Annotated in this window: 18 protein-coding genes and 1 pseudogene; 5 read left to right on the top strand and 14 right to left on the bottom strand. The window is 48.2% G+C overall.

What is annotated here, in order from left to right:
- Positions 1-35: 35 nt before the first annotated feature.
- The 3 genes from BS614_RS13815 to BS614_RS13805 all read right to left on the bottom strand — a co-directional run bounded on the left by BS614_RS13815 (position 36) and on the right by BS614_RS13805 (position 3,616).
- Complete coding sequence (locus tag BS614_RS13815; protein WP_074094420.1) at positions 36-1,652, bottom strand: sensor domain-containing diguanylate cyclase; 1,617 nt, start codon at positions 1,650-1,652, stop codon at positions 36-38.
- Between the two features lie 164 nt (positions 1,653-1,816).
- The gene (locus BS614_RS13810) at positions 1,817-2,554 is read right to left on the bottom strand and encodes a spermidine synthase (protein WP_074094419.1); all 738 of its coding nucleotides are present in this window, start codon (positions 2,552-2,554) and stop codon (positions 1,817-1,819) included.
- 159 nt (positions 2,555-2,713) lie between these two features.
- Positions 2,714-3,616 carry a LysR family transcriptional regulator gene (locus BS614_RS13805; protein WP_074094418.1) on the bottom strand — a complete coding sequence of 301 codons (903 nt, stop codon included), beginning with the start codon at positions 3,614-3,616 and terminating at the stop codon, positions 2,714-2,716.
- 146 nt (positions 3,617-3,762) lie between these two features.
- On the opposite strand from BS614_RS13805, the pseudogene BS614_RS13800 reads away from it, so the two are divergent.
- Positions 3,763-4,092, top strand: a pseudogene (locus tag BS614_RS13800) (helix-turn-helix transcriptional regulator); the annotation flags it as partial.
- Between the two features lie 64 nt (positions 4,093-4,156).
- On the opposite strand, the gene BS614_RS13795 reads toward BS614_RS13800, so the two are convergent.
- Positions 4,157-4,594, bottom strand: a complete 438-nt coding sequence (locus BS614_RS13795; protein WP_074094417.1) for a MerR family transcriptional regulator — start codon at positions 4,592-4,594, stop codon at positions 4,157-4,159.
- 169 nt (positions 4,595-4,763) lie between these two features.
- On the opposite strand from BS614_RS13795, the gene BS614_RS13790 reads away from it, so the two are divergent.
- The 3 genes from BS614_RS13790 (at position 4,764) to BS614_RS13780 (ending at position 8,286) form a co-directional block, all read left to right on the top strand.
- Positions 4,764-5,642 (top strand): SDR family NAD(P)-dependent oxidoreductase, encoded by an 879-nt coding sequence (locus BS614_RS13790; RefSeq protein ID WP_074094416.1) that lies wholly within the window; start codon positions 4,764-4,766, stop codon positions 5,640-5,642.
- A gap of 261 nt (positions 5,643-5,903) precedes the next feature.
- Positions 5,904-7,067, top strand: coding sequence for an oxalate decarboxylase family bicupin (locus BS614_RS13785; protein WP_074094415.1), 1,164 nt, complete (start codon positions 5,904-5,906; stop codon positions 7,065-7,067).
- 79 nt (positions 7,068-7,146) lie between these two features.
- A complete protein-coding gene (locus BS614_RS13780) occupies positions 7,147-8,286 on the top strand; it encodes a zinc-dependent alcohol dehydrogenase (RefSeq protein WP_074094414.1) in 1,140 nt (379 codons plus the stop codon).
- Positions 8,287-8,375: 89 nt separating this feature from the next.
- Here the strand turns inward: BS614_RS13780 and BS614_RS13775 are convergent, their stop codons facing one another.
- The 4 genes from BS614_RS13775 to BS614_RS13760 all read right to left on the bottom strand — a co-directional run bounded on the left by BS614_RS13775 (position 8,376) and on the right by BS614_RS13760 (position 13,083).
- The gene (locus tag BS614_RS13775; RefSeq protein WP_074094413.1) at positions 8,376-9,164 is read right to left on the bottom strand and encodes a class I SAM-dependent methyltransferase; all 789 of its coding nucleotides are present in this window, start codon (positions 9,162-9,164) and stop codon (positions 8,376-8,378) included.
- 200 nt (positions 9,165-9,364) lie between these two features.
- The gene (locus BS614_RS13770) at positions 9,365-11,332 is read right to left on the bottom strand and encodes a PTS fructose transporter subunit IIABC (protein WP_074094412.1); all 1,968 of its coding nucleotides are present in this window, start codon (positions 11,330-11,332) and stop codon (positions 9,365-9,367) included.
- A gap of 90 nt (positions 11,333-11,422) precedes the next feature.
- Entirely contained in the window at positions 11,423-12,334 is a 912-nt protein-coding gene (pfkB, locus tag BS614_RS13765; protein WP_074094411.1) for a 1-phosphofructokinase, read from the bottom strand.
- 2 nt (positions 12,335-12,336) lie between these two features.
- Positions 12,337-13,083, bottom strand: a complete 747-nt coding sequence (locus BS614_RS13760) for a DeoR/GlpR family DNA-binding transcription regulator (RefSeq protein ID WP_017689448.1) — start codon at positions 13,081-13,083, stop codon at positions 12,337-12,339.
- 189 nt (positions 13,084-13,272) lie between these two features.
- On the opposite strand from BS614_RS13760, the gene BS614_RS13755 reads away from it, so the two are divergent.
- On the top strand, positions 13,273-13,956 hold the full coding sequence (locus tag BS614_RS13755; RefSeq protein WP_074094410.1) for a G1 family glutamic endopeptidase: 684 nt from the start codon (positions 13,273-13,275) through the stop codon (positions 13,954-13,956).
- A 153-nt stretch (positions 13,957-14,109) separates the two neighbouring features.
- On the opposite strand, the gene BS614_RS13750 is transcribed toward BS614_RS13755, so the two are convergent.
- The 6 genes from BS614_RS13750 to BS614_RS13710 all read right to left on the bottom strand — a co-directional run bounded on the left by BS614_RS13750 (position 14,110) and on the right by BS614_RS13710 (position 26,220).
- The gene (locus tag BS614_RS13750) at positions 14,110-14,595 is read right to left on the bottom strand and encodes a hypothetical protein (protein ID WP_074094409.1); all 486 of its coding nucleotides are present in this window, start codon (positions 14,593-14,595) and stop codon (positions 14,110-14,112) included.
- Positions 14,596-14,716: 121 nt separating this feature from the next.
- On the bottom strand, positions 14,717-16,159 hold the full coding sequence (locus tag BS614_RS13745; protein ID WP_074094408.1) for an NAD(P)-binding domain-containing protein: 1,443 nt from the start codon (positions 16,157-16,159) through the stop codon (positions 14,717-14,719).
- 320 nt (positions 16,160-16,479) lie between these two features.
- Positions 16,480-16,719: a DUF896 domain-containing protein gene (locus BS614_RS13740; RefSeq protein ID WP_047842338.1), complete on the bottom strand. Its 240-nt coding sequence runs from the start codon at positions 16,717-16,719 to the stop codon at positions 16,480-16,482.
- Positions 16,720-16,830: 111 nt separating this feature from the next.
- Positions 16,831-24,258 carry a beta strand repeat-containing protein gene (locus BS614_RS31130; RefSeq protein WP_244898317.1) on the bottom strand — a complete coding sequence of 2,476 codons (7,428 nt, stop codon included), beginning with the start codon at positions 24,256-24,258 and terminating at the stop codon, positions 16,831-16,833.
- A 350-nt stretch (positions 24,259-24,608) separates the two neighbouring features.
- Positions 24,609-25,568: an NAD-dependent epimerase/dehydratase family protein gene (locus BS614_RS13715; RefSeq protein ID WP_074094407.1), complete on the bottom strand. Its 960-nt coding sequence runs from the start codon at positions 25,566-25,568 to the stop codon at positions 24,609-24,611.
- A 130-nt stretch (positions 25,569-25,698) separates the two neighbouring features.
- The gene (locus BS614_RS13710; protein WP_074094406.1) at positions 25,699-26,220 is read right to left on the bottom strand and encodes a TetR/AcrR family transcriptional regulator; all 522 of its coding nucleotides are present in this window, start codon (positions 26,218-26,220) and stop codon (positions 25,699-25,701) included.
- Positions 26,221-26,441: the final 221 nt, after the last annotated feature.

Here is a 26,441-nt window from a genome sequence, read left to right as displayed (position 1 = left end):
GTCCCTAGTTTTTAGGGAACAGCTTCTTTGCTTGCTTATTTAATGACCGATTGGATCGTAACCGTACGGTTACGTCCCTCTTCCTTCGCTTGATACAATGCATTATCCGCCAAGTGAAACAGTTCTGTGGATGTTGTGGAGTGCTTCGGATATTCAGCAATTCCAGCCGAGATGGTGACGGAACGATCTATAGGCAATATGCTTTCTTCGACCGTTATTCGGATACGTTCAGCAATCTCAAAAGCGACGTTAGACTCGGAATTTCTTAACAAGACTACAAATTCCTCTCCACCAAACCTGGCGCAGACATCTTCTGGTCGAACAGACAATTGAATGATATTGGCAATGTGTTTTAATACTTCATCCCCAGCATGATGCCCGAATGTATCATTAATGGACTTGAAGCGGTCGATATCCAGAACAATAATGGAGAATGGCGCCTCATCCTGAATCCATTCCTGAATGACTTCTTCGAAGGTTCTGCGATTGTTCATGCCTGTTAAAACATCGGTTCTGGCATCATAGACAAGCTGGTTTGTCTGTTTCCTAAAGTTCGCCAATGCGCCAACAACTGCTCTTGTTAGAAGGTCTGCCTCTCTATTCCAGTGAGGCTTCATCACAGGCAGATCTACTTGTCCCTTATCGACCTGATTCACTAAATCAGCCAGCATAGCAAAAGGACTGGCCAGCTTGCGTGCAACCCGAACCACAATAAGGGTCAGGATCAGGAAAGGCACTGAGGTGTACAGCAACAACATACGGATATGATGATTCAACTGATCGTACACCGTTTGGGTTGGAGACACGATTACGACGCCCCAATCTGTTGATGGAACTTTGTAATAACCTGCAAGCGAATCCACACCTGCCAGATTTTTGTATTGTTCTTTACCGTGCTTGTTTACTAGCAGCTTTTGCACCACTTCATTTTTACTGACATTTTCACCAATTCGATTGGTGTTTGGGTGAAATAACAAAGTACCCTTTTTATCCACAATAAAAAAGTAGGAACCATTACTTGTCTTAAGCTGACTGCCAAAAGACAAACTCAATATATTATTTTCCTGCAAAAAGATATTTCCACCGATTGTTCCTTGGTAATCCCCTGCCGAATCAAAGATCGGTTCACTGACAAATACAATTCTGCGTTTGGTTCTGGGTGTCTGGTACGCTTCGGAGATATACGAAGCCCTCAATTTAACCGCTTCTTTTGCTGCATTGGAACTAACATGGTGGCCTACACTAGCCTGTGAGTAAGGTGAGGTAGACCTGATTACTCCCTCTTTATTTACCAAAGAAACGGAATTAAAAAAATTACTGCTATTGCGAACCAAATCCAATGTGGAATTCAACTCTTTTGTATTGGAGTTATCCATGTCCGGGAAATATGTGGCTGCATATTTCAAGCTCTCCTGCATGGAATAAAAAAGCGAATCCAGCGTTTGGCTCATTTGCACAGCGCTTGCATAGTTTAGGGACAGGGTGTTATCAATGAGTGACTGTTTCTGAGATGTATAAGATGAGATGACCATGAGGGTCAATGTCATGATAACTGAAATAGTGACCAACCCGCCGAGTAAAGCCGTAAGGCTGATCTTCTTGATGTTTTTTATTTTTCTTCGTAATCTAGATCTCTTGATCTGTGCAATCATCGTTTACTTCCCCCGGATTTTCATGAAAAAGCATATTCCTTCTATCTTATACGAAAGTTGTTAAGATCAAATAAAGAGTTTGAGAAATCTTAACAATTACATCGTAAGATTGACGATTTAATGACATTTTACTTTCCCTGGAAGAATCACTGTTCAGGATCGCCCTAATCGACAATGATATATCCTTCTTCTGGCTCTTGTTCAACAAACCCTGCCATGTTACGAACCTGAAATTCGATCGGGTGATGACTACCCATTAAAATGCGATTTTGAACTTCATCCGCTGTTTCTGTAGGTAATGCGAATGCACGTGTATAAGCAAACTGTGTCTGAAGTGTTGTGTAAATGGCACTTACAAGCCGGTCGTTGCCAGCACTCCCGAACACATTAAGGAGCACAGCTCCATCCGAGTCCAGCTTGTCCTTGACCATGGCAAAAAAATCACTGGATATAAACTGCTCGGGTGTACCCGTTGCCGTAAAGGCATCAATAATAATATAATCATATGTCGCAGCGGGTTCCTGGCCTAATAATTCACGACCATCCCCAATGAGCACAGGACTTCCCTCATATCCAAAAAAGGTCTGGCTCAACTCCGCGACCTCTGCATCCAGTTCAGCCACCTTTACCTGACGATCAGACAAGTAGGTGGGCAATGTGCCAATACCATGTCCTACCACAAATACCTTATCAAATGCAGGATCATTCTGTTCCATTAGATGTACCATCGCTCTTGGATACTCCAACACCATCCGGGCAGGCTCATCCAGATCCATTGCGCCCTGCACAGCTGCGTTGGAGAACTCTAATACACGAAATCGCCCCTTCTCTCCATAAAGCTTTTTGGTATCATATACCGTCAGCTCATGCTGTTCACTTTTATTTCGATACAGAACTCTCACTAACCGTTCTCCCTTCGTGCTTTCACACCTATTCGACATATACCTTCATTCTATTACACGGGATGACAACATACCACCCTATACTTGAAAGATCGTAGTATAACAAAAAAACCGTTCCGATCATTCGGAAACGGCCTTTTGATGAACCATACAACACCACTAAGACCCTATAGCCTCATGCAGAGCCTGGACATATGCTACGCCCAGATTGGAGAGAGATGTACTCTTGTGGCTTATCCAGCCCACATTAATGGTTTCCTCACATTCCAGCGGTACAGGAATAATCTCGTTTCCGTTCAGATCAGCGCTAAGTACGCCCGTAGAGATCGTATAACCATTCAGACCAATCAACAGGTTAAACAATGTTGCACGGTCATTGACCTGTATGCTTTTGGGGTGAGATAACGTACTCAGGATCTCTTCTGAAAAATGAAAGGAATTATACTCTCCCTGGTCAAATGACAAGTACGGATAATCCTGCAGTTGCTCGATTGCAACCGACTCCTGCTTCGCCAGCGGGTTCTTCACACTGATAAAGATATGGGGCTTGGCTATGAACAAACTCGTGAAAACCAAACCTGCATCTTTTAACAATTTGTTTATTACCTTGGCATTGAACTCATTCAAATACAGGATGCCAATTTCACTGCGCAGGCTTTTCACGTCCTGAATAATCTCGTAGGTCTTTGTCTCCCGAAGCGCCAACTCGTATTCATCCTGACCATACTGCTGTACCAGACGAACAAAGGCATTCACTGCAAACGCATAATGCTGCGTCGATACAGAGAAGTGCTGCGGGGATGGCTTGGCGTTCAGATAACGATTCTCCAGTAGTTCAGCTTGTTCTACCACCTGACGTGCATAACTCAGAAACTCAACGCCTTCTTTAGACAGAGATATTCCCTTATTGGTACGTTCAAAAATAGTAATTCGCAACTCCTGCTCCAGATCCCGAATGGCATTCGAAAGGCTGGGTTGTGAGATAAACAACCTTTTGGCTGCTTCATTCATGGAACCGCGCGTGGCAACTTCGATCACATATTTTAGTTGTTGTAATGTCACTGCACTATTCCTCTTTTCGTGTCAATTGAATCTATTATATACCAAAAGAGGATCCGAACTTAAGCCATGCTTGCTGTCCGTCTCACTACAATCTCATTTACGTCCACCTCTGCTGGCTGGCTAGTGCGAACAAGATACTTTGAGCAATCGCCGAGGTGATCGAAGTCATCCAATCTGATTATGCTAAGCCACTTCGGATTGAACAACTTGCTGCCATGATCAACATGAGTTCTTCCTCATTACATCATCATTTCAAAGCCATTACCGCCATGAGCCCTTTGCAATTCCAGAAACAAATTCGATTGCATGAAGCCCGGCGAATGCTGCTCGCAGGTTCAACCGATGCCGCCGACGCTGCGTTCCAGGTTGGCTATGAAAGTCCGTCTCAATTCAGCCGGGAGTATGCCCGCATGTATGGTCTCCCTCCCAAAAGCAATATCAAACGACTTCGTCATACACTCGATATTAAATACTAGAAACAGCAAAAAGACCCGCGTCATCATGACGTGGGTTCTCGGATTCAAATAGGCAGCAGCGCCATCAAGAGAATAGGTTCTGTTTTTCAAAAACAGACATCTGGTTCTCCCCGGTAATAGGACATTCATCAGGATACATACTTCGTTTCTCCAACTTCTCGTCGATAAAATCAACCACCTGCTGTAGCGAAGCAATCTGTGCTTCAACTTTCTTCCGGTGATTCACCAGCATCTCCCGTTCATCCGGGAAATCGGCGAGATCGGAATCCATGGACATTTGTAAATAAGGCTTCATTTCCTCCAGAGACATTCCTGTTTTTTTCAGACAAGTGATCAACTTCATCGTATGGATATCCTCCAAGCGATATACCCGATGGCGATTTGGTTTGCGTTCAGCTCGGGGAAGCAGCCCAATCTTCTCATAATAACGAATTGTATCTTCTGATAATCCGGCCTGTTCTGACGTTTCTTTAATGGAGAATACTTCATTCTCACTCATCATATGGGCCTCCTCCACATTCATTTCTCTCCATATTACAACTTGGAGCTGACTCCAAGTCAAGCATGATCCGTTCCATCCCAACACCCCTTGACTTGGAGTCGACTCCAAGTTATAGAATGAGCGCAGCATACAGATTCGTTCTGTAATCCCATTCTATCTGGAGGTATATATGAACATACAAAATCAGCTTCGCACCGCTCTCATCACAGGGTCAACGTCAGGAATTGGTCTTGAACTGACACGCAAGTTACTGGCTGAAGGATGGCAGGTAATCGGTCTCAACCGTTCTGCTTTCCCATCCGAGGATACCGATATTCAGAACGCCTTACGTACAGGCCAGCTCCGTTGGGTTCAGGCTAATCTGACCAACTACGACAGTCTGAGAACTGCACTAGATCAGATTAAATCCGGTACTGATTCAATTGATGTTTTGTTTAACAATGCGGGGGGCAGCGCTTCGGAGCTTCGTTTCTCTGATCAGGGGCATGAACTACACTTTGAACTTCAGACGGTAGTCCCTTACATCATCTACATGGAATTAGTTGAGCTATTGCTTAAAGGACAGATGAAAACAGTTATTAATACTTCCACCACCTCGTTCAATATGGTCAGACAATTTGATCTGAACATCCTGGAACGTCCAGCCGAATTCAAAAAGCTGTTTGGTCCTTATGCCACCTCCAAGCTCGGCTTATCCCTATGGACACGCGAGGTTGCCAAGTCTGCCAGTGCGGATGGCATACAATTACTAAGCGTAGATCCCGGTGGAAATAACACGCTAAGGGGCAACAAAACATCCGGCCTGCCCTTCTATATCAAACCTATCATGAAATGGTTCTTTCCTCATCCAAGCCATGGCGCTTCGCTGCTCTACAATGCGGCCTTATCCCCAACCGGACACGAATCAGGTACATTTCTGGTAAAAAATAAAGCGACAGCGCTTCGTTTCACAGAGCAAGGCCCTGCTGTTTTAAAGCGGGTAAACGAGATCTACGAGCAGCGTTTTCGTACAACGCAGTCTGGAAAGACCACAATCACCCCATCTTAACCATGATGGATGACGGGCAGACTGCCGAACGACTGATGAAAGAGCATCTGCAATCCGATCTGGAATTCTACCTTCATTTGATTCGATAATCGGATTCATGGATTGTTCAACTTTCTCACATACGTATTAAGACGTGACCACATGCGGTCACGTCTTTTTTTGTCGTTTGTCCCTCATATTATCCAGGCCCTGATTCATAGGTGTAAACATAACGAGACAATGTCGCGTGTGACATGTTATTGAATCTGGAGGGATTACGTAATGACCAAAGGACAGCAACCAAACGAAAAGCCGTTTATCATCCCGCAACCCATTCGCAGTGATGGCGCTGGAGGACCTGATCTGGGACCCAGAGACGTCATGAGAGATATACAAAACCCCGATATGCTGGTGCCTCCGGCAACCGATAACGGGTTATTGCCCAATCTGAGAATGTCTTTTTCCGATACACATATGCAATTGAACCATGGGGGTTGGTCACGTGAAATCACCGTACGGGATCTCCCTATTGCCACTGAACTGGCTGGTGTGAATATGAGCCTGACACCGGGAGGTGTAAGGGAATTGCACTGGCATCAACAATCCGAGTGGGCCTATATGATCTGGGGAACGGCAAGAATCACTTCGGTAGATCAGAACGGACGTAATTTTATTGCGGATGTGGGGCCTGGCGATCTCTGGTTTTTCCCCAAAGGTCTACCCCATTCCATTCAGGGACTGGAGGATGGTTGTGAATTTCTGCTTGTGTTTGATGACGGGTCCTTCTCCGATCTGAATACGTTATCCATATCCGATTGGTTTGCCCATACCCCACCAGAGGTATTGTCTGTCAATTTCGGCGTGCCCGAATCCGCTTTTCAGTCAATGCCGAAGGAACAGGTGTACATTTTCCAAGATACCGTCCCGGGTTCCATCGAGAGCCAGGAAGTTCAATCCCCATATGGCACCGTTCCTCTCACATTCAAACACCGATTGCTGGCCCAGGAACCACTCATTACACCGGGCGGAAGCGTCCGGATTGTCGACTCCACCAACTTCCCCATCTCAACTACCGTTGCAGCCGCACTCGTTGAGATCCGACCTGGCGCCATGCGTGAACTGCACTGGCATCCCAATGCAGATGAATGGCAATACTATCTGACAGGACAAGGGAGAATGACTGTCTTTGGAGGCAATGGCATTGCTCGCACATTTGACTATCGGGCTGGAGATGTCGGATATGTTACTGTTGCAATGGGACACTATATACAGAATACCGGTACAGACACTTTATGGTTTTTGGAAATATTCCGAAGTGATCGATTCGAGGATGTATCGCTGAATCAGTGGATGGCGTTAACTCCGCAGGATCTGGTCCGTGACAATCTGAATGCGCCGCCTGAGTTGCTCGATGCCTTGCGTAAAGTAAAATGGCCTGTCGTTTAATTTAGTATGTATATCTATCATTTAAGCTGAAATGGGGTAATTGTCAGAGAATCCCACTATATAAGGAGGAATATGAAAGATGAGAGCCGTTACGTTTCAGGGAATCAAGGACATTCAAGTCAAAGAGGTTGAAGATCCCAAACTGCAACAGAAGGATGACATTATCGTTCGTATTACTTCCACAGCTATATGTGGATCGGATCTGCATATTTATCAGGGAGCCTTGCCTGCTGCCAAAGATTACGTTATCGGTCATGAACCGATGGGCATTGTAGAAGAAGTAGGTCCAGAAGTGACACGTGTGAAGAAGGGGGACCGTGTGGTCCTGCCTTTTAACATCGCTTGTGGTGAATGCTTCTATTGCAATCATGACATGGAGAGCCAGTGCGATAATTCCAATGGCAATCCGGATATTCATACAGGTGGATATTTCGGATTCACCGAACGTTACGGAAACCACCCCGGAGGTCAGGCAGAATTATTGCGTGTTCCCTACGGGAACTTCACTCCGTTTGTGATTCCTGAATCCTGTGAACTGGAAGATGAGGCTTTATTATTCCTGTCCGATGTTCTTCCAACCGCATATTGGAGCGTGGAGAATGCCGGAGTTAAACCGGGAGATACGGTCACTGTACTCGGTAGTGGACCCATTGGGCTGATGACGCAGAAGTTCGCCTGGATGAAAGGTGCCAAACGCGTTATTGCCGTGGATCGTCTGCCCTATCGACTGGAGAAAGCCAAACGTTTGAACGATGCAGAGATCTTTAATTTCGAAGATTACGATGATATGGGTGAGCACATTCGTGAGATTACACAAGGCGGGACCGACGTTGTTATCGACTGTGTAGGTATGGATGGTAAAAAGAACATGCTGGAAGAAATCGGACAGAAACTGAAACTTCATGGCGGTTCACTGAGCGCGATCGAAATCGGCATGAAGGCCATTCGCAAATTCGGTACTCTTCAACTTACGGGTGTATATGGCTCTTCCTACAACATGTTCCCGTTAGGTAATCTGTTTGAACGCAATATCAACCTCAAAATGGGACAAGCTCCTGTTATACATTACATGCCTGAATTATTCCGCAAAATCACTGCTGGTGAATTTGATCCAACCGAGATCATTTCCCATCGAATTTCACTGGAGAATGCAAGCGATGCATACCGCATTTTCAACGATCATGAAGACGAATGTACCAAAGTTATACTAAAACCCTGAACTGTCGCTTTGAATATAAATATGCAAAATAAAACAAGCAGATCTACCTGTTCAAGGTACTCTGCTTGTTTTATTTTATCGACACCTAATCAGGCATAAGTGGGTTTAATCGCTTGGATATACACACTTTCTCCTTCGAAGCTGTCGAGCTTTCCGTTCGTTGTTACTTCAAAATTAAAAAATTTTCTGATGATGGACGGTGCACTCAACATGCTTGCTTCAAGTTCCCCTTTCTCCTGTTCCGGCAGTGCTGCACGGTTACACCACTCTTCAAACTTAAAGCGCTTCTGGAAGGAAACCATCGTTTCCATTCGGAAGCCGGCATACTCCAGCATATGAATCCATTCCGTCTTGCGCCATGCTCGAACATGGCTGGCATCTCGGCACTTCTCCACTTCATTGTAAAACTGGTCATTCTCATCACGTTCAGGTGCCACGTTGTCAATGAATAACAACCTTCCACCGGGCTTCATCACTCGTAATGCCTCATGAACAAACGAAGAAACGTCCGGAAAATGGTGAGCAGCGATTCGGCAGGTCACAAGGTCAAAGACATCATCATCAAATGGCAGCTTCTCTGCATCCCCGGCTACAAAATCTACATTACCGTAACCATTCCCCTGGATAAATGCTTCAGCTGCCTGAAGCATTTCCTCCGTTAGATCGAGAGCCGTCACCCGCTGAACAAGTGGAGCCAGAGCATTTGCAACATGCCCTCCCCCAGTGGCGATATCCAGCACGTTCATATCCGGAGTGGCTTGAGATGAAGCCACGAGCAACGCGAGATCCTCACCTTTGGCATGCCCCGCACTCGTCACGTATTTTCCTGCATTTTCCGCAAACTGCTTCTGCACCTGACTTTTGATTACATCAGACATTCCAATTCCTCCTGCACAAGTTTCATTAGACGAAACATAGTTTCAAAATATAATTATATTTATTTTACCACATATGAATGTAAAAGCTAAATAAGCATTTTACACAAATCCGGAGGCAACTTTCCACTACGCGACGAAAAAACTCAAATAAAAAAACATCCCCCAAGTGAATTTCACCCAGGAGATGTTACTTATATTTGTTACTTCACGAGCGTTGGTGACTTCTTCCACAGTCCCAGAATCAGACCGGAGATCACAGAACCAATCGCAACAGCGAGCAGGAACAATACTGCGTGGTTCGCCAGTGCTGCAACAAAGATCCCGCCATGCGGAGCTGGTACATTAATGTGCCACAGTTGTGTCAATCCGCCAGCAACAGCGGAACCCAGAATACAAGAAGTTAATACACGCAATGGATCAGCCGCAGCAAATGGAATTGCACCTTCTGTAATGAACGAGAATCCAAGTACATAGTTAGTCAGGCCTGATTTGCGTTCTTGCTCTGTAAATTTGGATTTGAAGAACGTTGTTGCAAGTGCAATCGCCAGAGGAGGCACCATACCACCTGCCATAACCGCTGCCATCCATGCACCGTCTGTGTTACCACTGGATGTGAATACGCCGATAGCGAACGTGTAAGCCGCTTTGTTGAACGGTCCACCCATATCGATGGACATCATACCACCAAGCAGCAAGCCCAGCAATACCGCATTACCTGTTCCCAGATTACCAAGCGCATCTACAAGCCATGTGTTCAGGGAACCAAAGATTGGATCAAAGACATAGAAACTGATGGCACCCACGATCAGCAAACCAAATACCGGATACAGCAAGATTGGTTTCAAGCCATCAATTGCTTTTGGCAATCCTTTGAACAACTTACGAAGACCAATAACTACATAACCCGCCAGGAAACCGGCAGCCAAACCACCAAGGAAACCGGCGTTTGAGTTAACCGCCATCAATCCACCGACCATACCAGGCATCAGGGCTGGGCGATCACCAATACTCATCGCGATAAATCCGGCAAGTACGGGAATCAGGAAGTGGAATGCACCTGTTCCGCCACCAATCGTTTGAAGCAGCTGTACAATCGGATTTTCAGGACTAGCAATCTGCTCAAACAAGAAGGAGATTGCAAGCAGGATACCGCCACCTACAACAAATGGCAGCATATGTGAGATACCATTCATCAGATCTTTATAGATTTTGCTACCTACACTGATTTTACCAGCGCTTGCTCCCTCTTCCTTGGCATTTCCGCCTTGGCTGCGATAGATCGGTGCATCGCCGTTAACAGCTTTGCGAATCAGCTCTTCGGGTTTACGGATTCCATCACTCACCGGTCTTTGCAATACCGGTTTGCCATCGAAACGTGCCATCTCTACATTTTTGTCTGCGGCAACGATAACCCCTTTAGCACGAGCGATCTCATCAGCCGTAAGGACATTCTGTGCTCCTTCGGAACCGTTCGTCTCTACGCGAATATTGATGCCCATTTCCTGAGCTTTCTTTTTAAGTGCATCTTCAGCCATAAACGTATGCGCTATCCCTGTTGGACAGGCTGTCACCGCAACAACAAAATCTTCCGAATTGGCATTACCTACAATCACACCAGAAGTGTTTTGTTGCTGACCACTAGTAGAAGTGGATGCGGCATTTGCTTCTTTTTCAGCTTTTGCTTTTTCTTTCGCTGCTTCCTTCTCCGCTGCTTCCGCCTGTTTGGCATCAAACAATGCACTAACTTCCGCAGGTGTATCTGTACTCATCAATTGTGAGATGAAATCGCTATCAATCAACAACCTGGAAAGAGCTGCAAGCGTACGCAGATGGGTATTACCTGCGCCTTCTGGAGCCGCAATCATGAAGAACACATGAGCTGGCTGATCATCCAACGCTTCAAAATCAAGCCCTTTTCTACTCTTGGCAAATACAACCGTTGGTTCGTTCACCGCTGTTGTTTTGGCATGTGGCATTGCAATTCCGCCACCGATACCCGTGCTGGATTCAGCTTCTCTTTTATAGATCATTTCCTTGAACAGGACCGGATCATTAATTCGTCCGCTTCGGTTCAGACTTGCAATTAGTTCATCAATAGCCTCATCTTTGGTTGTGGCTTGCAGGTCCATGATCATCGTTTCCTGGATCATCAAGTCTGTTATTCTCATCTTGGTACACTCCCTTAAGTTCAGTCGGCCTGCATAGGCAGGCCTCACTACAATACAATTACAATGAAAACCTTTTATATGACCGTTAGACTAGATCGTCGTAATGGTTACTTGATTGCGCAATTCATCAATCAGTTCACGTGTTGCCAGGTCATCCGAGAACGCAGTCGCGCTTCCAGATGCAACCCCTGTGCGGAAAGCTTCCAGCAAATCTCCGCTCTGTACATAGGTACCTACGAATCCGCCAATCATGGAGTCACCGGCACCAACCGAGTTTTTCACAGTGCCTTTTGGCACATTTGCATGATGAACTTCCGCCTTGGTAATGAATAGTGCACCCTCTCCTGCCATGGAGATCAACACATGTTTAGCACCGGCTTCCAGCAACTTACGCCCGTATAACACCAGTTCCTCGCGAGTATCAATCGTTACACCGAACAGTTCAGCCAGTTCATGATGATTTGGCTTCACCAGCAATGGTGCATGTTCAAGAGCTTCCATTAACGCAGGGCCCGTTGTATCAATTACAAATTCGGCACCCGTATGCTTGCAGACTTTAATGAGACGATCATAAAAATCCGTTCCAAGTGAAGGCGGTACGCTTCCGGAGAGAATGACAATATCTCCTTTGTGCAATGAAGACAATTTGTGAAGCAGCTGTTCTGCCTCTTCTGCACTTATTGCAGGTCCAAGACCATTAATCTCTGTCTCTTCTCCATGCTTCAGCTTGATGTTAATGCGAGTATCGTCTGCAATTGTGACAAAGTCTGTCCGGATGTTATCTTCTTGCAACTTGTCATTAATGAAACGTCCTGTGAATCCACCAAGGAAACCAATGGCCGTGTTATCTGCTCCAAGTTGATTCAGTATGCGAGAGACATTAATGCCCTTGCCTCCAGGGAGCTTCAAATCCCGATTCATTCGATTCAATCCGCCAAGCTTCAGCTCATCCACTTCCACGATGTAATCAATGGACGGGTTAAGTGTTATCGTATATATCATCGTTATCCCTCAATTATTTTAGTTTTCTGGGCGATTCCAGGCCGCCAATGTTCTGGCATCTGCTCGGTAATCAAATCGGCCTCCTCCAAATCAAACAATTTGGCAAAAGTAATTTCCCCTATTTTGCTGGAATCAGCCAGCACATAAGATTTTCCCGACAATTGATGTGCACGCCTTTTAATCAAGGCTTCCTCCGGATCCGGTGTTGTATACCCCATTTCGGGATCAACTCCGTTGCTTCCAAGAAAACATTTATCAAAACGGAAATTATCCATGTTCTGTAATGCGATACTGCCAATGACTGCTTTCGTATGAATTTTCATCATACCTCCGAGCAAATAACTGCGAATACGCTTGCTTACCAAAGCTTCAACATGTGAAAGTCCGTTGGTAACAACCGTTACGTCTTTAGCTTCAATAAAAGGAATCATGGCTAACGTTGTCGTTCCTGCATCCAGATAAATGCATTCGCCATTTTCGATCTCCTGTGCAGCCAAACGGGCAATCGTTGTTTTCTGTTGAATGTTTTTGAACGTTTTTTCTTCCATGCCCGGTTCCAGCGTTTTTTCATTCACCAGGGCGGCACCGCCATGGATGCGTTTGAGCATCTGACGACTCTCCAGATCGATCAAGTCACGTCTAATCGTTGATTCAGAAGCACCTAACACATCAACAAGCTCTTGCAATTTCACAATTCCCTGTAAATGTAAGCGCTCTATAATTGCAGCATATCGTTCTTCAGTCAGCATCTTCATTCCTCCAACTGCTTCTATAGTATCATAAACTCCTCAAAAAACAACCACTTTCATTCAAAATAATTTAAAAACATTCAAAAACCCGCATCTTTCGACTTATTTTCTTGTCCAATTGTCCCTTCCCCCGACTCCTGAAGACGCATCTGATAATCTAGTCCCTATTTTATCGAAGGTGGTGACCTGATGACAGATCGTCCACACAAACGGCGAAAACCCTGTGCCCTGCATCAGAAAAAGAAAGTTTCCTCTCCTCGCTTTGGATGGATCTCCTCCAATTGGAGCGGCTATGCTCGTACAGGAACACAGAACCAATACCGCCGCATCTCAGCGGAATGGACTGTCCCCTATGTTCTACCTAGTACACGAAACTCATATTCATCTGCTTGGATTGGAATTGATGGCTTCGAGAACAGTAGTCTCATTCAGACCGGAACAGGTCACGACTGGATTCATGGCAAGCCCAGTTATTATGCCTGGTGGGAGATCCTTCCTGACGCAGAGACCATCATTCCACATCCTGTTTCCCCTGGTCATCGTATTCGAGCAGTCATCGCCAAATTAACGCGCAAAACCTGGTGCATCACTCTTTCTAATCTAACACTAGGCTGGACCTTCCGCACCATCCAGTATTATTCGGGTCCGCAGTCCTCTGCGGAATGGATTGTTGAAGCCCCCACTGTAGGAAGCTCCATCGCCTCCATGGCACGGCTTACCCCCGTAACCTTCAATACGTGCCGCCTGAATGGACGCTCTCCTGCTTTTTGTACCTCTCAAAAAGGAATCATGATCCAAGGACGGCGTATCGTCTCGATCCCTGGCGCCCCTAATCGTTGCAAAGATGGATTCACGGTTCGTCGCAACACTTGAGTATGTGACGATTGAATGAAGTTACCTTACTTCGTGTTCTTAAAGTTGGTATTTCGTGTCCTTCGCTTCGAATCTCCATTAAAAATCCTGCAGCCTCCAGCGCTTGATGCGCGGCGTTGCAGGATTTTGCTGTTCATGGGGACTTTATGACGTTTATGACTCTACAACCATTGTATCCGGTTTGGGTTTAAGCCATTTGCCATCTTCATTAATAAAAGCACCCTTGAAGCGGCCCATCTCCAATTGTTCAATTAACCTCTCCTCGTCCATGACCAGAATCTCAGCGAGCTGCCCCGAGGTGTAATAATGAGTGGGATTGTAATCGAGCAGCACAGGAACAGACGTATCATATAGTTCTTTGATCAGATTTTCAAAGGAATGCCGACCCAGATTCTCCATATCTCTATAAAACTGCAAATGTTGGGACACCATATTACGGAAAGATTTATTCTCCAGATGCATCCACAACGTATTGCAGGCCCGAACACTCATATGATTTTGTTCCACATCGTAAAAGTGAACTTCTTCAATCTTCATGTATTTCTCTTGAAACGCTACGATCTTAATCAAAGGTACATTTCGTTTACGTGACGCTTTCTTCAAATGGGCTCTAAATTGTTCATAGTTCATTTCATTCATCTATTATCCCTGCCTTTAACATGTTCCAACCGACATTTTACAACAAATTAAAGGCAAGTGTAACCTTCATCATATGAAAAACAAAAAAACGTGCAGCATCAGATGCCACACGTTCACAATATTATAGAGTGCGATTACTCAGCGAGGGCCCACTTTTCACCCACGTAGCCGTAAATTCCTGTTCTTCATACGCATAGAATTGCTGTAAAATAATCTCCCGATCATCGAGGAACAACTGATCCGCTATGGCAGAGACCAGTTTTGGCACTGCACTCTTCGTTCCCGATATTGCAGATGCCGACAGACCACAGCTGGCAAGTGCAGAGTAGTTGAATACAAACAGTCCGTGCAACGGTTTCTCACCCTGTTCACTCCTGCTTGTCATTGCAAACCCGGAACTCAGGTATGGATGTGCGTCCAGCAATGCATTGCGATGCTCTGGTGGAGCCTGGTAACAGTCCTCCCAGCGCGCGATGTATGGCTCCACAAGCTTCAGTTCAGGACGGAGTGCCGGATCACTAAGCAGACCTGTGCTAATAATTAGAAAATCAAACTCATATGCTCCCTGTGCGGTATGCACAATAGCGCCTTGGTCTGTTTCTTCTACACTCAGCCAAGGCGAATTCAAATGCAGTTCGAATCCAGACCAGGCTGCCGCACGATTAAACGTATCATTGGTTGGGGGTTGATTGAATTTGAAGAAATGAGAGATCACTTCATATTTATCAGCAACCGGAAGAGCGTGGTATCGCTCGATCATACCGGATTGTTCCATCTGACGAATGGGATTAACACTAGGCAGTTGTTCCCGCCGTACAAATACATGAGCTTCCGCCACACCCGTGGCAAGGGCATAGCTCGCATTATCGAATGCAGAAGCGCCGCCGCCAAGCACAGCAACCCGTTTACCTTTTAACCGTTCAAAATCAATCGCTTCAGACGTATGGGCATACAGCTCCCGAGGTAATCTATCCGCAATCATGGAAGGTACATGCCACTCTCCGCCCCCTTGAATTCCCGTAGCAAACACGACTTTACGAGCAAGTATCACATCCATCTGAGCTCCTGCCTTATTCACATGAAGTCGATGTATACCGTCCTCTATTGGCTCAACCAGTGTCAATTTCACCTCATTAAGCACAGGCAGATTCAATACTTCCCGATACCAGCGCAAATAATTCATCCAGGCTCCACGCGGGATTTTATCTACCTCTTCCCAACCTTCGGGCCCAACCTGTGCTTCCCACCATGAGCGAAAGGTTAACGAGGGGATGCCCAGATCGATGGAAGTCAGATGCTTGGGTGTGCGCAAAGTAACCATACGTGCATAAGTCTCCCAAGGTCCTTCAAGCCCCGATGCATTCTCGTCAATGACAACAATATTGGAGATCCGTTCACGAAGAAGTCCAAATGCCGCCCCTAAACCACTCTGGCCTCCACCCACAATGACGACATCATAGATATGACCATCCGCATGTTCTCTTGGACGTACCCAGTTCGCGCCACCAAATGACAAATAAGCCAGATCATTCTTCACACGTTCATTTAAAGCTTCCAGGCTCATGATTCATCAACCCTTTCGAGATACATATATGAACTAGTCTTTCTTTGATTATTTGATGTAAGTTTGTTGTTAGTTATAATGAGAGTAATTGTGCTTTTTCTTTGTTTTTCTGAAATATATTAGCTTTATTATATGAGTTATCGGGGATGAATTGAAGTTGGCGGTAGGTTTATTGTCATCAACACTAAAAATATATAACATGCTTGTTAATTCCTACGAAACTCTAACTGGATTATTAATGCAATTCCTACTGAGCGGATCATTTGCAGAAAAAAAAGACAGACCAAGATGTAACCTTGGTCTGTCTTATTAAAGGAATGCTATTGGCCGGCTTGTTCACGGCGCTGCAATTTTTCATTGGTTAATTTCTCAGGGGTCACATCATGCCCCAGTGGGTCCACAACGGATACTGCCAGCATGGTTGTCAGTACCTGACCTCGAATAGCCTGCAAATATTGTTTTCTAAGCTCCTGCTGCTCGCTTTTTTCTGCTTTTGTCAAACCGACGCTGCTGCGTTGTTTTCGACTTAATTCGTTAATGCGTCCCAAAATAGGAATCATGAAATCCACCTCACTTGTTAGTCCACTTGCCAAAAGATATTTCGAATATCTTCAAACTAACTTATTACAACTTTACGAATTTGTCCATAGGCGCAATCCGTTAAGAAGTGTTTAGGTGATCTCATGTACAGACCACACAATACCATTTGTAGCACCACTGCCCAGGTTCAATGTAATCGTCAACCCGTTTGCAGCATAGAACAGTCCAATCACATCTCCCGCATTCAATGCGACTTCTACTGCCAAAGTCACTGAACCACTTCCCAGCACTGCCCGCAGTGTGAGTAGCGTAATCGCGACATTGAGTACGGGCAACAAACCACTGACAAGTGTCGTTACCGTAGGGGATGTTCTCTGTACAAGAAAGGCTGGGTTAACGCCTGCACCCAGAGATAGAGCAATCGCTGCAGTCGTTGAATAATTGATCGTGGCCACAATTGAGTATCTTCCGGTTACCGGGACGGTATAGTTTCCTGTGGTTGCATTGAAATTGGCATTACCGTAATAAGGAGCCGTGGTCGTCCAGTTGGTTAACTGAGTGCTGGTTGCTGTCGAAAGTGTAGCCAGGAATGCCGAGAACCCTTGTGTTGCAAAATTGGGGCCGGTTGGGCCCGTGGCTCCTGTCAGCCCCGTTGCCCCAGTCGCACCTGTGGTTCCTGTGATGCCTGTTGCTCCAGTCGCTCCCGTAGCTCCTGTTGCACTCGTTACACCGGTTATGCCGGTAGCTCCTGTAAGTCCGTTAGCACCAGTTGGTCCGGTTGGTCCTGTGATACCTGTAACCCCAGTAGTTCCCGTAACTCCGGCAACCCCAGTTGCACCTGTAGAACCAGTAGCTCCCGTAATGCCTGCTGTTCCGGTTATTCCTGTAGCTCCCGTTATTCCTGTTTCTCCAGTTGCTCCGGTCGCGCCAGTTATACCTGTAACTCCTGTTGAACCAGTACTTCCGGTGGCTCCTGTTACACCCGTTGTACCTGTAGTTCCTGTAGCACCGGTCACACCCGTGATACCCGTAATTCCTGTTGTGCCTGTGGCTCCTGATACACCTGTGAGCCCTGTAACCCCAGCTGCTCCGGTCGCGCCAGTAATACCCGTGGTTCCTGTTGTTCCAGTCGGGCCGGTTGGTCCTGTGATGCCTGTAACCCCAGTAGTTCCCGTAACTCCGGCAACCCCAGTTGCACCTGTAGAACCAGTAGCTCCCGTAATGCCTGCTGTTCCGGTTATTCCTGTAGCTCCTGTAACTCCCGTTATTCCTGTTTCTCCAGTCGCGCCAGTTATACCTGTAACTCCTGCTGAACCAGTACTTCCGGTGGCTCCTGTTACACCCGTTGTACCTGTAGTTCCTGTAGCACCGGTCACACCCGTGATACCCGTAATTCCTGTTGTGCCTGTGGCTCCTGATACACCTGTGAGCCCTGTAGCCCCAGCTGCTCCGGTCGCGCCAGTAATACCCGTGGTTCCTGTTGCTCCAGTAGCCCCGGTGGGCCCCGACACACCAGTCGTACCTGTGAACCCAGTGGCTCCAGTCGCACCTGTTGTACCCGTAACACCAGTTACGCCAGTTGTGCCAGCTATGCCAGTGGCACCAGTGGCACCAGTAGCTCCGGTTGTACCTGTCGTGCCGGTAACGCCTGTTGCACCCGTCTCTCCTGTAATACCCGTGGTTCCCGTTGCTCCGGTAGCCCCGGTGGGCCCCGTCACACCAGTCGTACCTGTGACCCCAGTTAGACCCGTCTCTCCAGTGGCACCAGTTGCTCCCGTCGTTCCAGTAAATCCTGTATTACCTGTAACCCCAGTAAGTCCAGTTACTCCCGTCTCACCAGTTTGGCCAGTTGTGCCGGTTATTCCTGTTTCACCAGTAATACCCGTTGGACCGGTTGGCCCTGTAGCACCAGTCGTACCTGTAACTCCGGTTATGCCAGTCGAACCAGTGGCTCCGGTTGGTCCTGTTGTACCCGTAACACCAGTTACGCCAGTTGTGCCAGTGGCACCAGTCGCGCCGGTTACACCAGCAACTCCCGTAGTTCCCGTTGCTCCAGTCGTACCTGTTGTACCCGTAACACCAGTTACGCCAGTTGTGCCGGTTATGCCAGTGGCACCCGTAATTCCAGTCGCGCCGGTTACACCAGTAACTCCCGTAGTTCCCATTGCTCCAGTAGCCCCGGTGGGCCCCGTCACACCAGTCGTACCTGTGACCCCTGTTACACCCGTCTCTCCAGTGGCACCAGTTGTGCCTGTCGTGCCGGTAACGCCTGTAACTCCCGTAGATCCGGTCGCCCCAGGCGTTCCTGTTGTACCCGTAACACCAGTTACGCCAGTTGTGCCGGTTATGCCAGTGGCACCCGTAATTCCAGTCGCGCCGGTTACGCCAGTAACTCCCGTAGTTCCCGTTGCTCCAGTAGCCCCGGTGGGTCCCGTCACACCAGTCGTACCTGTGACCCCTGTTACACCCGTCTCTCCAGTGGCACCTGTAATTCCAGTAGCTCCAGTCACACCCGTAATGCCAGTTATCCCGGTCGTGCCGGTTATTCCTGTTTCACCAGTAATACCCGTTGGACCGGTTGCCCCTGTAGCACCAGTCGTACCTGTGACTCCGGTTATGCCAGTCGCACCAGTGGCTCCGGTTGTACCTGTCGTGCCGGTAACGCCTGTTGCACCCGTCTCTCCAGTCGAGCCGGTTACACCAGTAACTCCCGTAGATCCGGTCGTCCCAGTCGTTCCTGCAACCCCTGTTATACCGGTTTCCCCAGTGGCTCCGGTCGCACCGATTGGTCCCGTTACACCTGTCGTACCGGTAGCGCCTGTTAAACCCGTCTCTCCTGTAATGCCCGTGGTTCCTGTTGCTCCAGTGGCCCCGGTGGGCCCCGTCACACCAGTCGTACCTGTGACCCCTGTTAGACCCGTCTCACCAGTTTGGCCAGTAATTCCAGTAGCACCAGTCGGCCCGGTTACGCCAGTTATCCCTGTGGAACCCGTACTCCCCGTTGCTCCTGTAACTCCAGTCGTACCTGTGACTCCGGTTATGCCAGTCGCACCAGTGGCTCCGGTTGTACCTGTCGTGCCGGTAACGCCTGTTGCACCCGTCTCTCCTGTAATGCCCGTGGCTCCAGTTAATCCCGTAACACCAGTTGGACCAGTAATTCCCGTTGCTCCAGTCGTACCCGTTTCCCCTGTGACCCCAGTGGCTCCGGTCGCACCTGTTGTACCCGTAACACCAGTTAAGCCAGTCGCACCGGTTGGTCCTGTGAACCCTGTTTCTCCAGTTACACCTGTCGTTCCGGTAATTCCTGTTATGCCACTAACTCCTGTTGCACCTGTAATCCCCGTTTCTCCAGTTGCGCCAGTTAAGCCCGTCACTCCAGTCGTACCTGTCACCCCTGTTGGACCTGTAGCTCCAGTAGTTCCGGTTGCACCAGTAATTCCTGTGGCTCCTGTTACACCAGTAACTCCCGTGATACCCGTTGCCCCAATCGTACCTGTTGGTCCTGTTTCACCAGTATTCCCTGTTAGTCCTGTAGTGCCTGTCGGACCGGTTATACCAGTAACTCCAGTCGTACCTGTGCTCCCAGTTAGACCCGTCTCTCCAGTGACACCTGTTGCTCCTGTCACACCCGTACTTCCAGTGACTCCAGTTATACCTGTTAGTCCTGTCTCTCCTGTTGAACCAGTCGAACCGGTTGAGCCCGTCACTCCTGTTGGACCCGTATCTCCAGTAGTTCCGGTTGCACCTGTAACACCAGTTGTTCCTGTCGCACCCGTACTTCCAGTAGATCCAGTTATACCTGTTAGTCCTGTCACTCCTGTTAGGCCAGTCGAACCGGTTGAGCCCGTTACACCTGTGGCCCCGGATAGACCCGTTACCCCGGTGACACCAGTGACTCCGGTTAGCCCCGTCTCTCCAGTTGCACCTGTACTTCCTGTTTCTCCAGTAACACCTGTCGTTCCGGTTACGCCAGTCACTCCCGAGATACCTGTAATTCCGGTTGCTCCTGTCGCCCCAGTCGATCCCGTCGGTCCCGTCGCGCCTGTGAATCCTGTTAGACCCGTTTCCCCAGTGACACCAGTCAGTCCGGTAACTCCGGTCACGCCTGTGATACCCGTGGTTCCAGTAATTCCAGTTTCTCCAGTTTCTCCAGTTGCACCGTTCAGTCCCGTCACACCAGTCAGACCTGTGACCCCGGTTAACCCCGTCTCTCCTGTAGGGCCAGTCGAACCGGTAGGGCCCGTTACACCTGGAGCCCCAGTTAGACCCGTTTCCCCGGTGACACCAGTGACTCCTGTTAGACCCGACTCTCCAGTGACACCAGTTGTTCCGGTTACTCCCATGGCACCTGTACTTCCTGTTGCTCCAGTGGCACCTGTTGGGCCCGTTACACCAGCTGTACCCGTGGTTCCGGTAATACCAGTTAGTCCAGTCGCACCCGTAGCACCTGTAATACCAGTTGCACCTGTACCTCCTGTTAAACCCGTCTCTCCAGTGACACCTGTTGCTCCGGTTACTCCCGTAATACCAGTTGTTCCCGTTATACCACTAGTGCCGGTTGGTCCCGTTACACCAGTCGTACCTGTGACCCCTCTTAAACCTGTATCTCCAGTAGCTCCGGTTGCTCCAGTAGGGCCAGTAACTCCAGTTATTCCTTTTTCACCTGTTGGACCCGTAAATCCGGTGTCACCCGTTGGTCCTGTATTTCCCGTCAGACCTGTAGCTCCGGTCTCTCCAGTGAGGCCTGTTGCTCCGGTCACACCAATTGTACCCGTAACGCCAGTTAAGCCAGTCGAACCGGTTGACCCTGTTTCGCCGGTGACCCCGGTTATGCCAATAGCCCCGGTGAGTCCTGTCGCGCCAGTTACACCAGCAATTCCTGTTGTGCCACTAACTCCGGTTGCACCTGTAACACCAGTTGTTCCCGTCGCACCCGTACTTCCAGTTATACCTGTTAGTCCTGTCTCTCCTGTTGGGCCAGTCAAACCGGTAGATCCCGTTACACCTGTAGCCCCGGTGACACCAGTGACTCCTGTTAGCCCAGTTGCACCAGTTGTTCCGGTTGCGCCGGTTACTCCCGTGGCACCTGTACTTCCTGTTTCTCCAGTCTCACCCGTAGGACCTGTAATACCAGTTGCACCTGTACCCCCTGTTAGACCCGTCTCTCCAGTGACACCCATTGCTCCGGTTACTCCTGTAATACCAGTTACACCCGTTGTGCCCGTTGGTCCTGTTTCACCAGTTGGGCCAGTCGAACCGGTCGGTCCCGTTACACCTGTGTTCCCTGTTAGACCGGTCTCTCCAGTGACGCCAGTAGCTCCGGTGGTACCCGTAACGCCAGTTACGCCAGTCGTGCCGGTTGGTCCTGTTTCTCCGGTGACCCCCGTTATGCCCGTAGCTCCGGTATTACCAGTAGAACCAGAGAGTCCTGTCGCGCCAGTTATACCAGTAATTCCTGTTGTGCCACTACCTCCGGTTGCACCCGTAACACCAGTTGTTCCCATCGCGCCCGTACTTCCAGTAGTTCCAGTTATACCTGTTAGTCCTGTCTCTCCAGTTACACCAGTTGCTCCGGTTACTCCCGTAATACCAGTTGTTCCCGTTAAGCCAGTTAAACCAGTCGTGCCGGTTGGTCCCGTTACACCTGTGTTCCCTGTTAGACCAGTCTCCCCAGTAACGCCAGTGGTTCCGGTACCTCCTGTGACACCCGTGGTTCCGGTAATGCCAGTTAGTCCAGCCGCACCTGTAATTCCAGTTTCTCCAGTTGCACCGGTCGGTCCCGTCACGCCAGTCGTACCTGTGACCCCTGTTGAACCTGTATCTCCAGTAGTTCCGATTGAGCCGGTTGCTCCAGTAGGGCCAGTAACTCCAGTGATTCCTGTTTCACCTGTTGGACCCGTAAATCCGGTGTCACCCGTTGGTCCTGTATTTCCCGTCAGACCCGTAGCTCCTGTCTCTCCAGTGAAGCCTGTTGCTCCGGTCACACCAATTGTACCCGTAACGCCAGTTAAGCCAGTTGTGCCGGTTGGCCCTGTTTCGCCGGTGACCCCGGTTATGCCAGTAGCTCCGGTATTACCAGTTGAACCAGTAACCCCGGTGAGTCCTGTCGCGCCAGTTACACCAGCAATTCCTGTTGTGCCACTAACTCCGGTTGCGCCTGTAACACCAGTTGTTCCCGTCGCACCCGTACTTCCAGTAGCTCCAGTTATACCTGTTAGTCCTGTCTCTCCTGTTGGGCCAGTCGAACCGGTTGAGCCCGTTACACCTGTAGCCCCAGTTAGACCCGTTTCTCCAGTTGCGCCAGTTGATCCCGTCACACCTGTCGTTCCTGTGACCCCTGTTTGACCTGTATCTCCAGTAGTTCCAGTTGCTCCAGTAATTCCTGTGGCTCCTGTTACACCAGTATTGCCGGTTATGCCTGTAACTCCCGTAGTACCGGTCGTACCTGTTATGCCAGTAACGCCGATTGTACCTGTACTTCCCGTTGCACCTATCGCCCCAGTAGATCCTGTAGCACCTGTAACTCCGGTGGTACCCGTTTCTCCAGTAGCCCCGGTGGGTCCTGACAAACCAGTCGTACCTATGACTCCGGTTGTGCCAGTGGCACCTGTTGCTCCGATCGTACCTGTACTGCCTGTAAATCCAGTAATACCTGTTGCACCTGTTATTCCAGTCGTTCCTGTTGTGCCCGCAATTCCAGTAACGCCAGTTATACCTGTAACGCCAGTTAATCCGGTTGTACCTGTTGGTCCTGTTTCACCAGTGACACCACTTATACCAGTGGCCCCAGTGAGTCCTGTCACACCAGTCGTACCTGTGATACCGGTAGTGCCAGTAGCACCAGTATTTCCAGTAACGCCAGTGATGCCTGTTTCGCCGGTCGCGCCCGTAGTACCTGTCGTTCCGGTTACGCCACTGACGCCTGTGATACCTGTGGTTCCAGTAATACCAGTTGCTCCGGACGGGCCTGTGATTCCAATTTCGCCAGTACTTCCCGTTAAACCATTGGCACCAGTCGGACCTGTAATTCCTGTGGTTCCTGTCGAACCTGTAACTCCCGTTATTCCTGTTTCACCAGTAGATCCTGTTAGTCCCATCACACCAATTCCAGTTGGACCAGTTGCTCCAGTGAACCCGGTAGCCCCAGCTAATCCTGCAACTCCAGTTGGACCTGTAAAGCCGGTTATACCGGTATTTCCTGTAGCACCGGTCACGCCTGTAACACCAAATCCGGTAATTCCAGTTGCGCCGGTTGTTCCTGTGACTCCAGTTGATCCAGTGCCAGTTGCACCTGTAGCTCCTGTACTTCCTGTAGATCCAGTTGCTCCCGCCTCACCCGTTGGACCGGTCGGACCTGTAAATCCTGTAGTTCCAGTCACACCTGTGGTGCCCATCAGTCCGGTAGCTCCTGTTGCACCTGTGACTCCAGTTATTCCGGTACTTCCCGTGGTTCCAGTTACTCCGGTCCGTCCTGTTAAAATGGTTGCTCCCCATATGCCGGGATACCCAGGGTCTCCGGTTAACCCAGTAGCACCTGTTGCTCCAGTGAATCCTCTCATTCCTTGATAACCCCGTGGGCCGCGAAGGAAAGGAATCCTGTGGCTTTTCTTTTTTTTGCATTTACGTCTGCTTTTCTTACAAGACTTACTCTTCTTCTTTGGGATAGAGTGCTTTTTTAATTTTTTGGCTTTCCTTTTACCTGTACTGATTGAGGAAATTTTGCGTTTCCTTTTAGACATACCGCTCACAAGAAAATCCCCCCTCCTTGTACACCACGTCAATCTCCGCATTTTACAATAGTACACTCTATGCCCGGGACTAGCTTTGTGCGCCCCCTATTCAATGTACCTATAAAACCTCCATAGTTAGTGATCAATCAATTACTTTTCTCTAAAAAATATATTCCCCTCTACTCCCCCTGCAACTCCAACTCCTTAATCGTCAACGCAATTCCTTCTTCAAAAGATGTTGCCACAACCGGGCCAATCCGTTCCTCATACTTCTGTCTACTCAAGATCAGGGGTTCCTCGGTCAGATATAACATTTCTACAATTTCTTTCATAACGGGTACACCTAGTCCAATCAACGACAATCCCATTCTTCCTAACGCCATCACAGGTTTGTTTCTTCCCGCAGCCTTCTGTGCCAATCGCACGATGTCATGACCCGAGATGATCCCCGATCCAGGAATGTTCCAATTCTGTCCATACGTCATCTCTCTGCTTGCCAGCTCCACCACCATGACCGCAGCATCCGGTAAATAAATATACTCTCTCGGTGTCTTCATATTCCCTATAAAAAAAGCCATCTTGCCTTTTGCTATCGCTTCAAGCGTTGAACCCAAATAGGAAGCCTGATTGGCCGATGGGCCATAATAATCTGGCAAACGAACGATCATCACCTGAGCTCTGCTCCATCTTGTGCTGAATAACATCTGTTCATAGGCAAGTCGTGTCTTGCCTTTGCGGGTATGTGGCTGCTTCGGATGTTCTTCTGTTACCTCGTTCATTTGTCTTCTGCCATAGGGGTAGATTCCATCTATTACCACCACTTTCAGACCCAAGTGTTCTGCCGCCACCATCACGGATTCGCCAAGCGGAATAAGCCTACTCTCCATCTCGTTATACGGGACGTTCGCACAATGAAACAGGACATCCGCTTCCTGGGAAGCAACGATAATATCATCCGACCGAAATGCATCTCCCACTGCGATTTGCAGGTGATCTGGAGATCCCAACTTTACCGCAAGTTGCTCCAGTTTTTGACGTGAGCGCCCAAATGCAATCGTAAAAATACCCCGTCTAATCAATTCCTCCGTAATTGCTGCACCTGTTCCACCTGTCGCTCCAATCACAATAGCTCTATTCATCGTATATCGACCTCTTTCATCCATTTAGTTATTGATTTAGTTATTGATCAATACTTACCTGAAAACAATATAAACCACAATTAGTGATTGATCAATAACTAAAATTCAAGAAGGGAATTTACCTCCCTCTCTATCGTTCCTTCAGCTCCGGCATATCGAGCGCATTAGATACATTACACAACATCCCGATTGCCAGAAAAATCATGGTTCTTTTCAGCGGTTCAGCAATTCCTGCAACGGTGAAAGCTTCCAGTACCATGCTTCGTACATCACTAATGCCTTTTTGCATGGCCTGACGAATGACTTCCTCCCGGATCGTTTGCGCCTGCATCTGAAGCAATATTTCGCTCTTGTGCGATTCCAGAATCTTATCATAGGCTTCAATGAGATCATTCTCCAACTGATCTGGTGGCGCCGTCTCCACCACAATTCGAAACGAATCAATCACCCGTGTCCATGAGACCTCAATTGCAGTTAATAATAAAGCTTCTTTTGTTTTGAAAAAACGAAATATATACGGCTGTGAGATCTGTGCCCGTTCAGCCACCTGGGCTGTAGTCGCACGATAATACCCAATTTCCGCGAAGACGTCAATTGCTGCAGAGATAATATCATTTCGCCGGTTAACCGACGCTGCTGTATCCTTTGCCATGATAATCCGCCCTCCAATAGTTAGTGATTAATTGATCAATAGCTTGAAGTATAACGAATACTATCCCTCAATGCAAAGGTATCGTGAACTTGTACAAAGCCAACAAACCCGCAGACGCTGGCTCAAGCCGCTGCAGGTTGTGTAGCTTGTCGATCATAGATTCTATACACAGGAAACCGAAGAGAACATGGATTGTCTGTAACAGATTCGTACCGTGCGGT

This window comes from Paenibacillus xylanexedens (genome assembly GCF_001908275.1).
Classification (GTDB): domain Bacteria; phylum Bacillota; class Bacilli; order Paenibacillales; family Paenibacillaceae; genus Paenibacillus; species Paenibacillus xylanexedens_A.
This window is presented reverse-complemented; position numbering and strand designations above follow the sequence as displayed.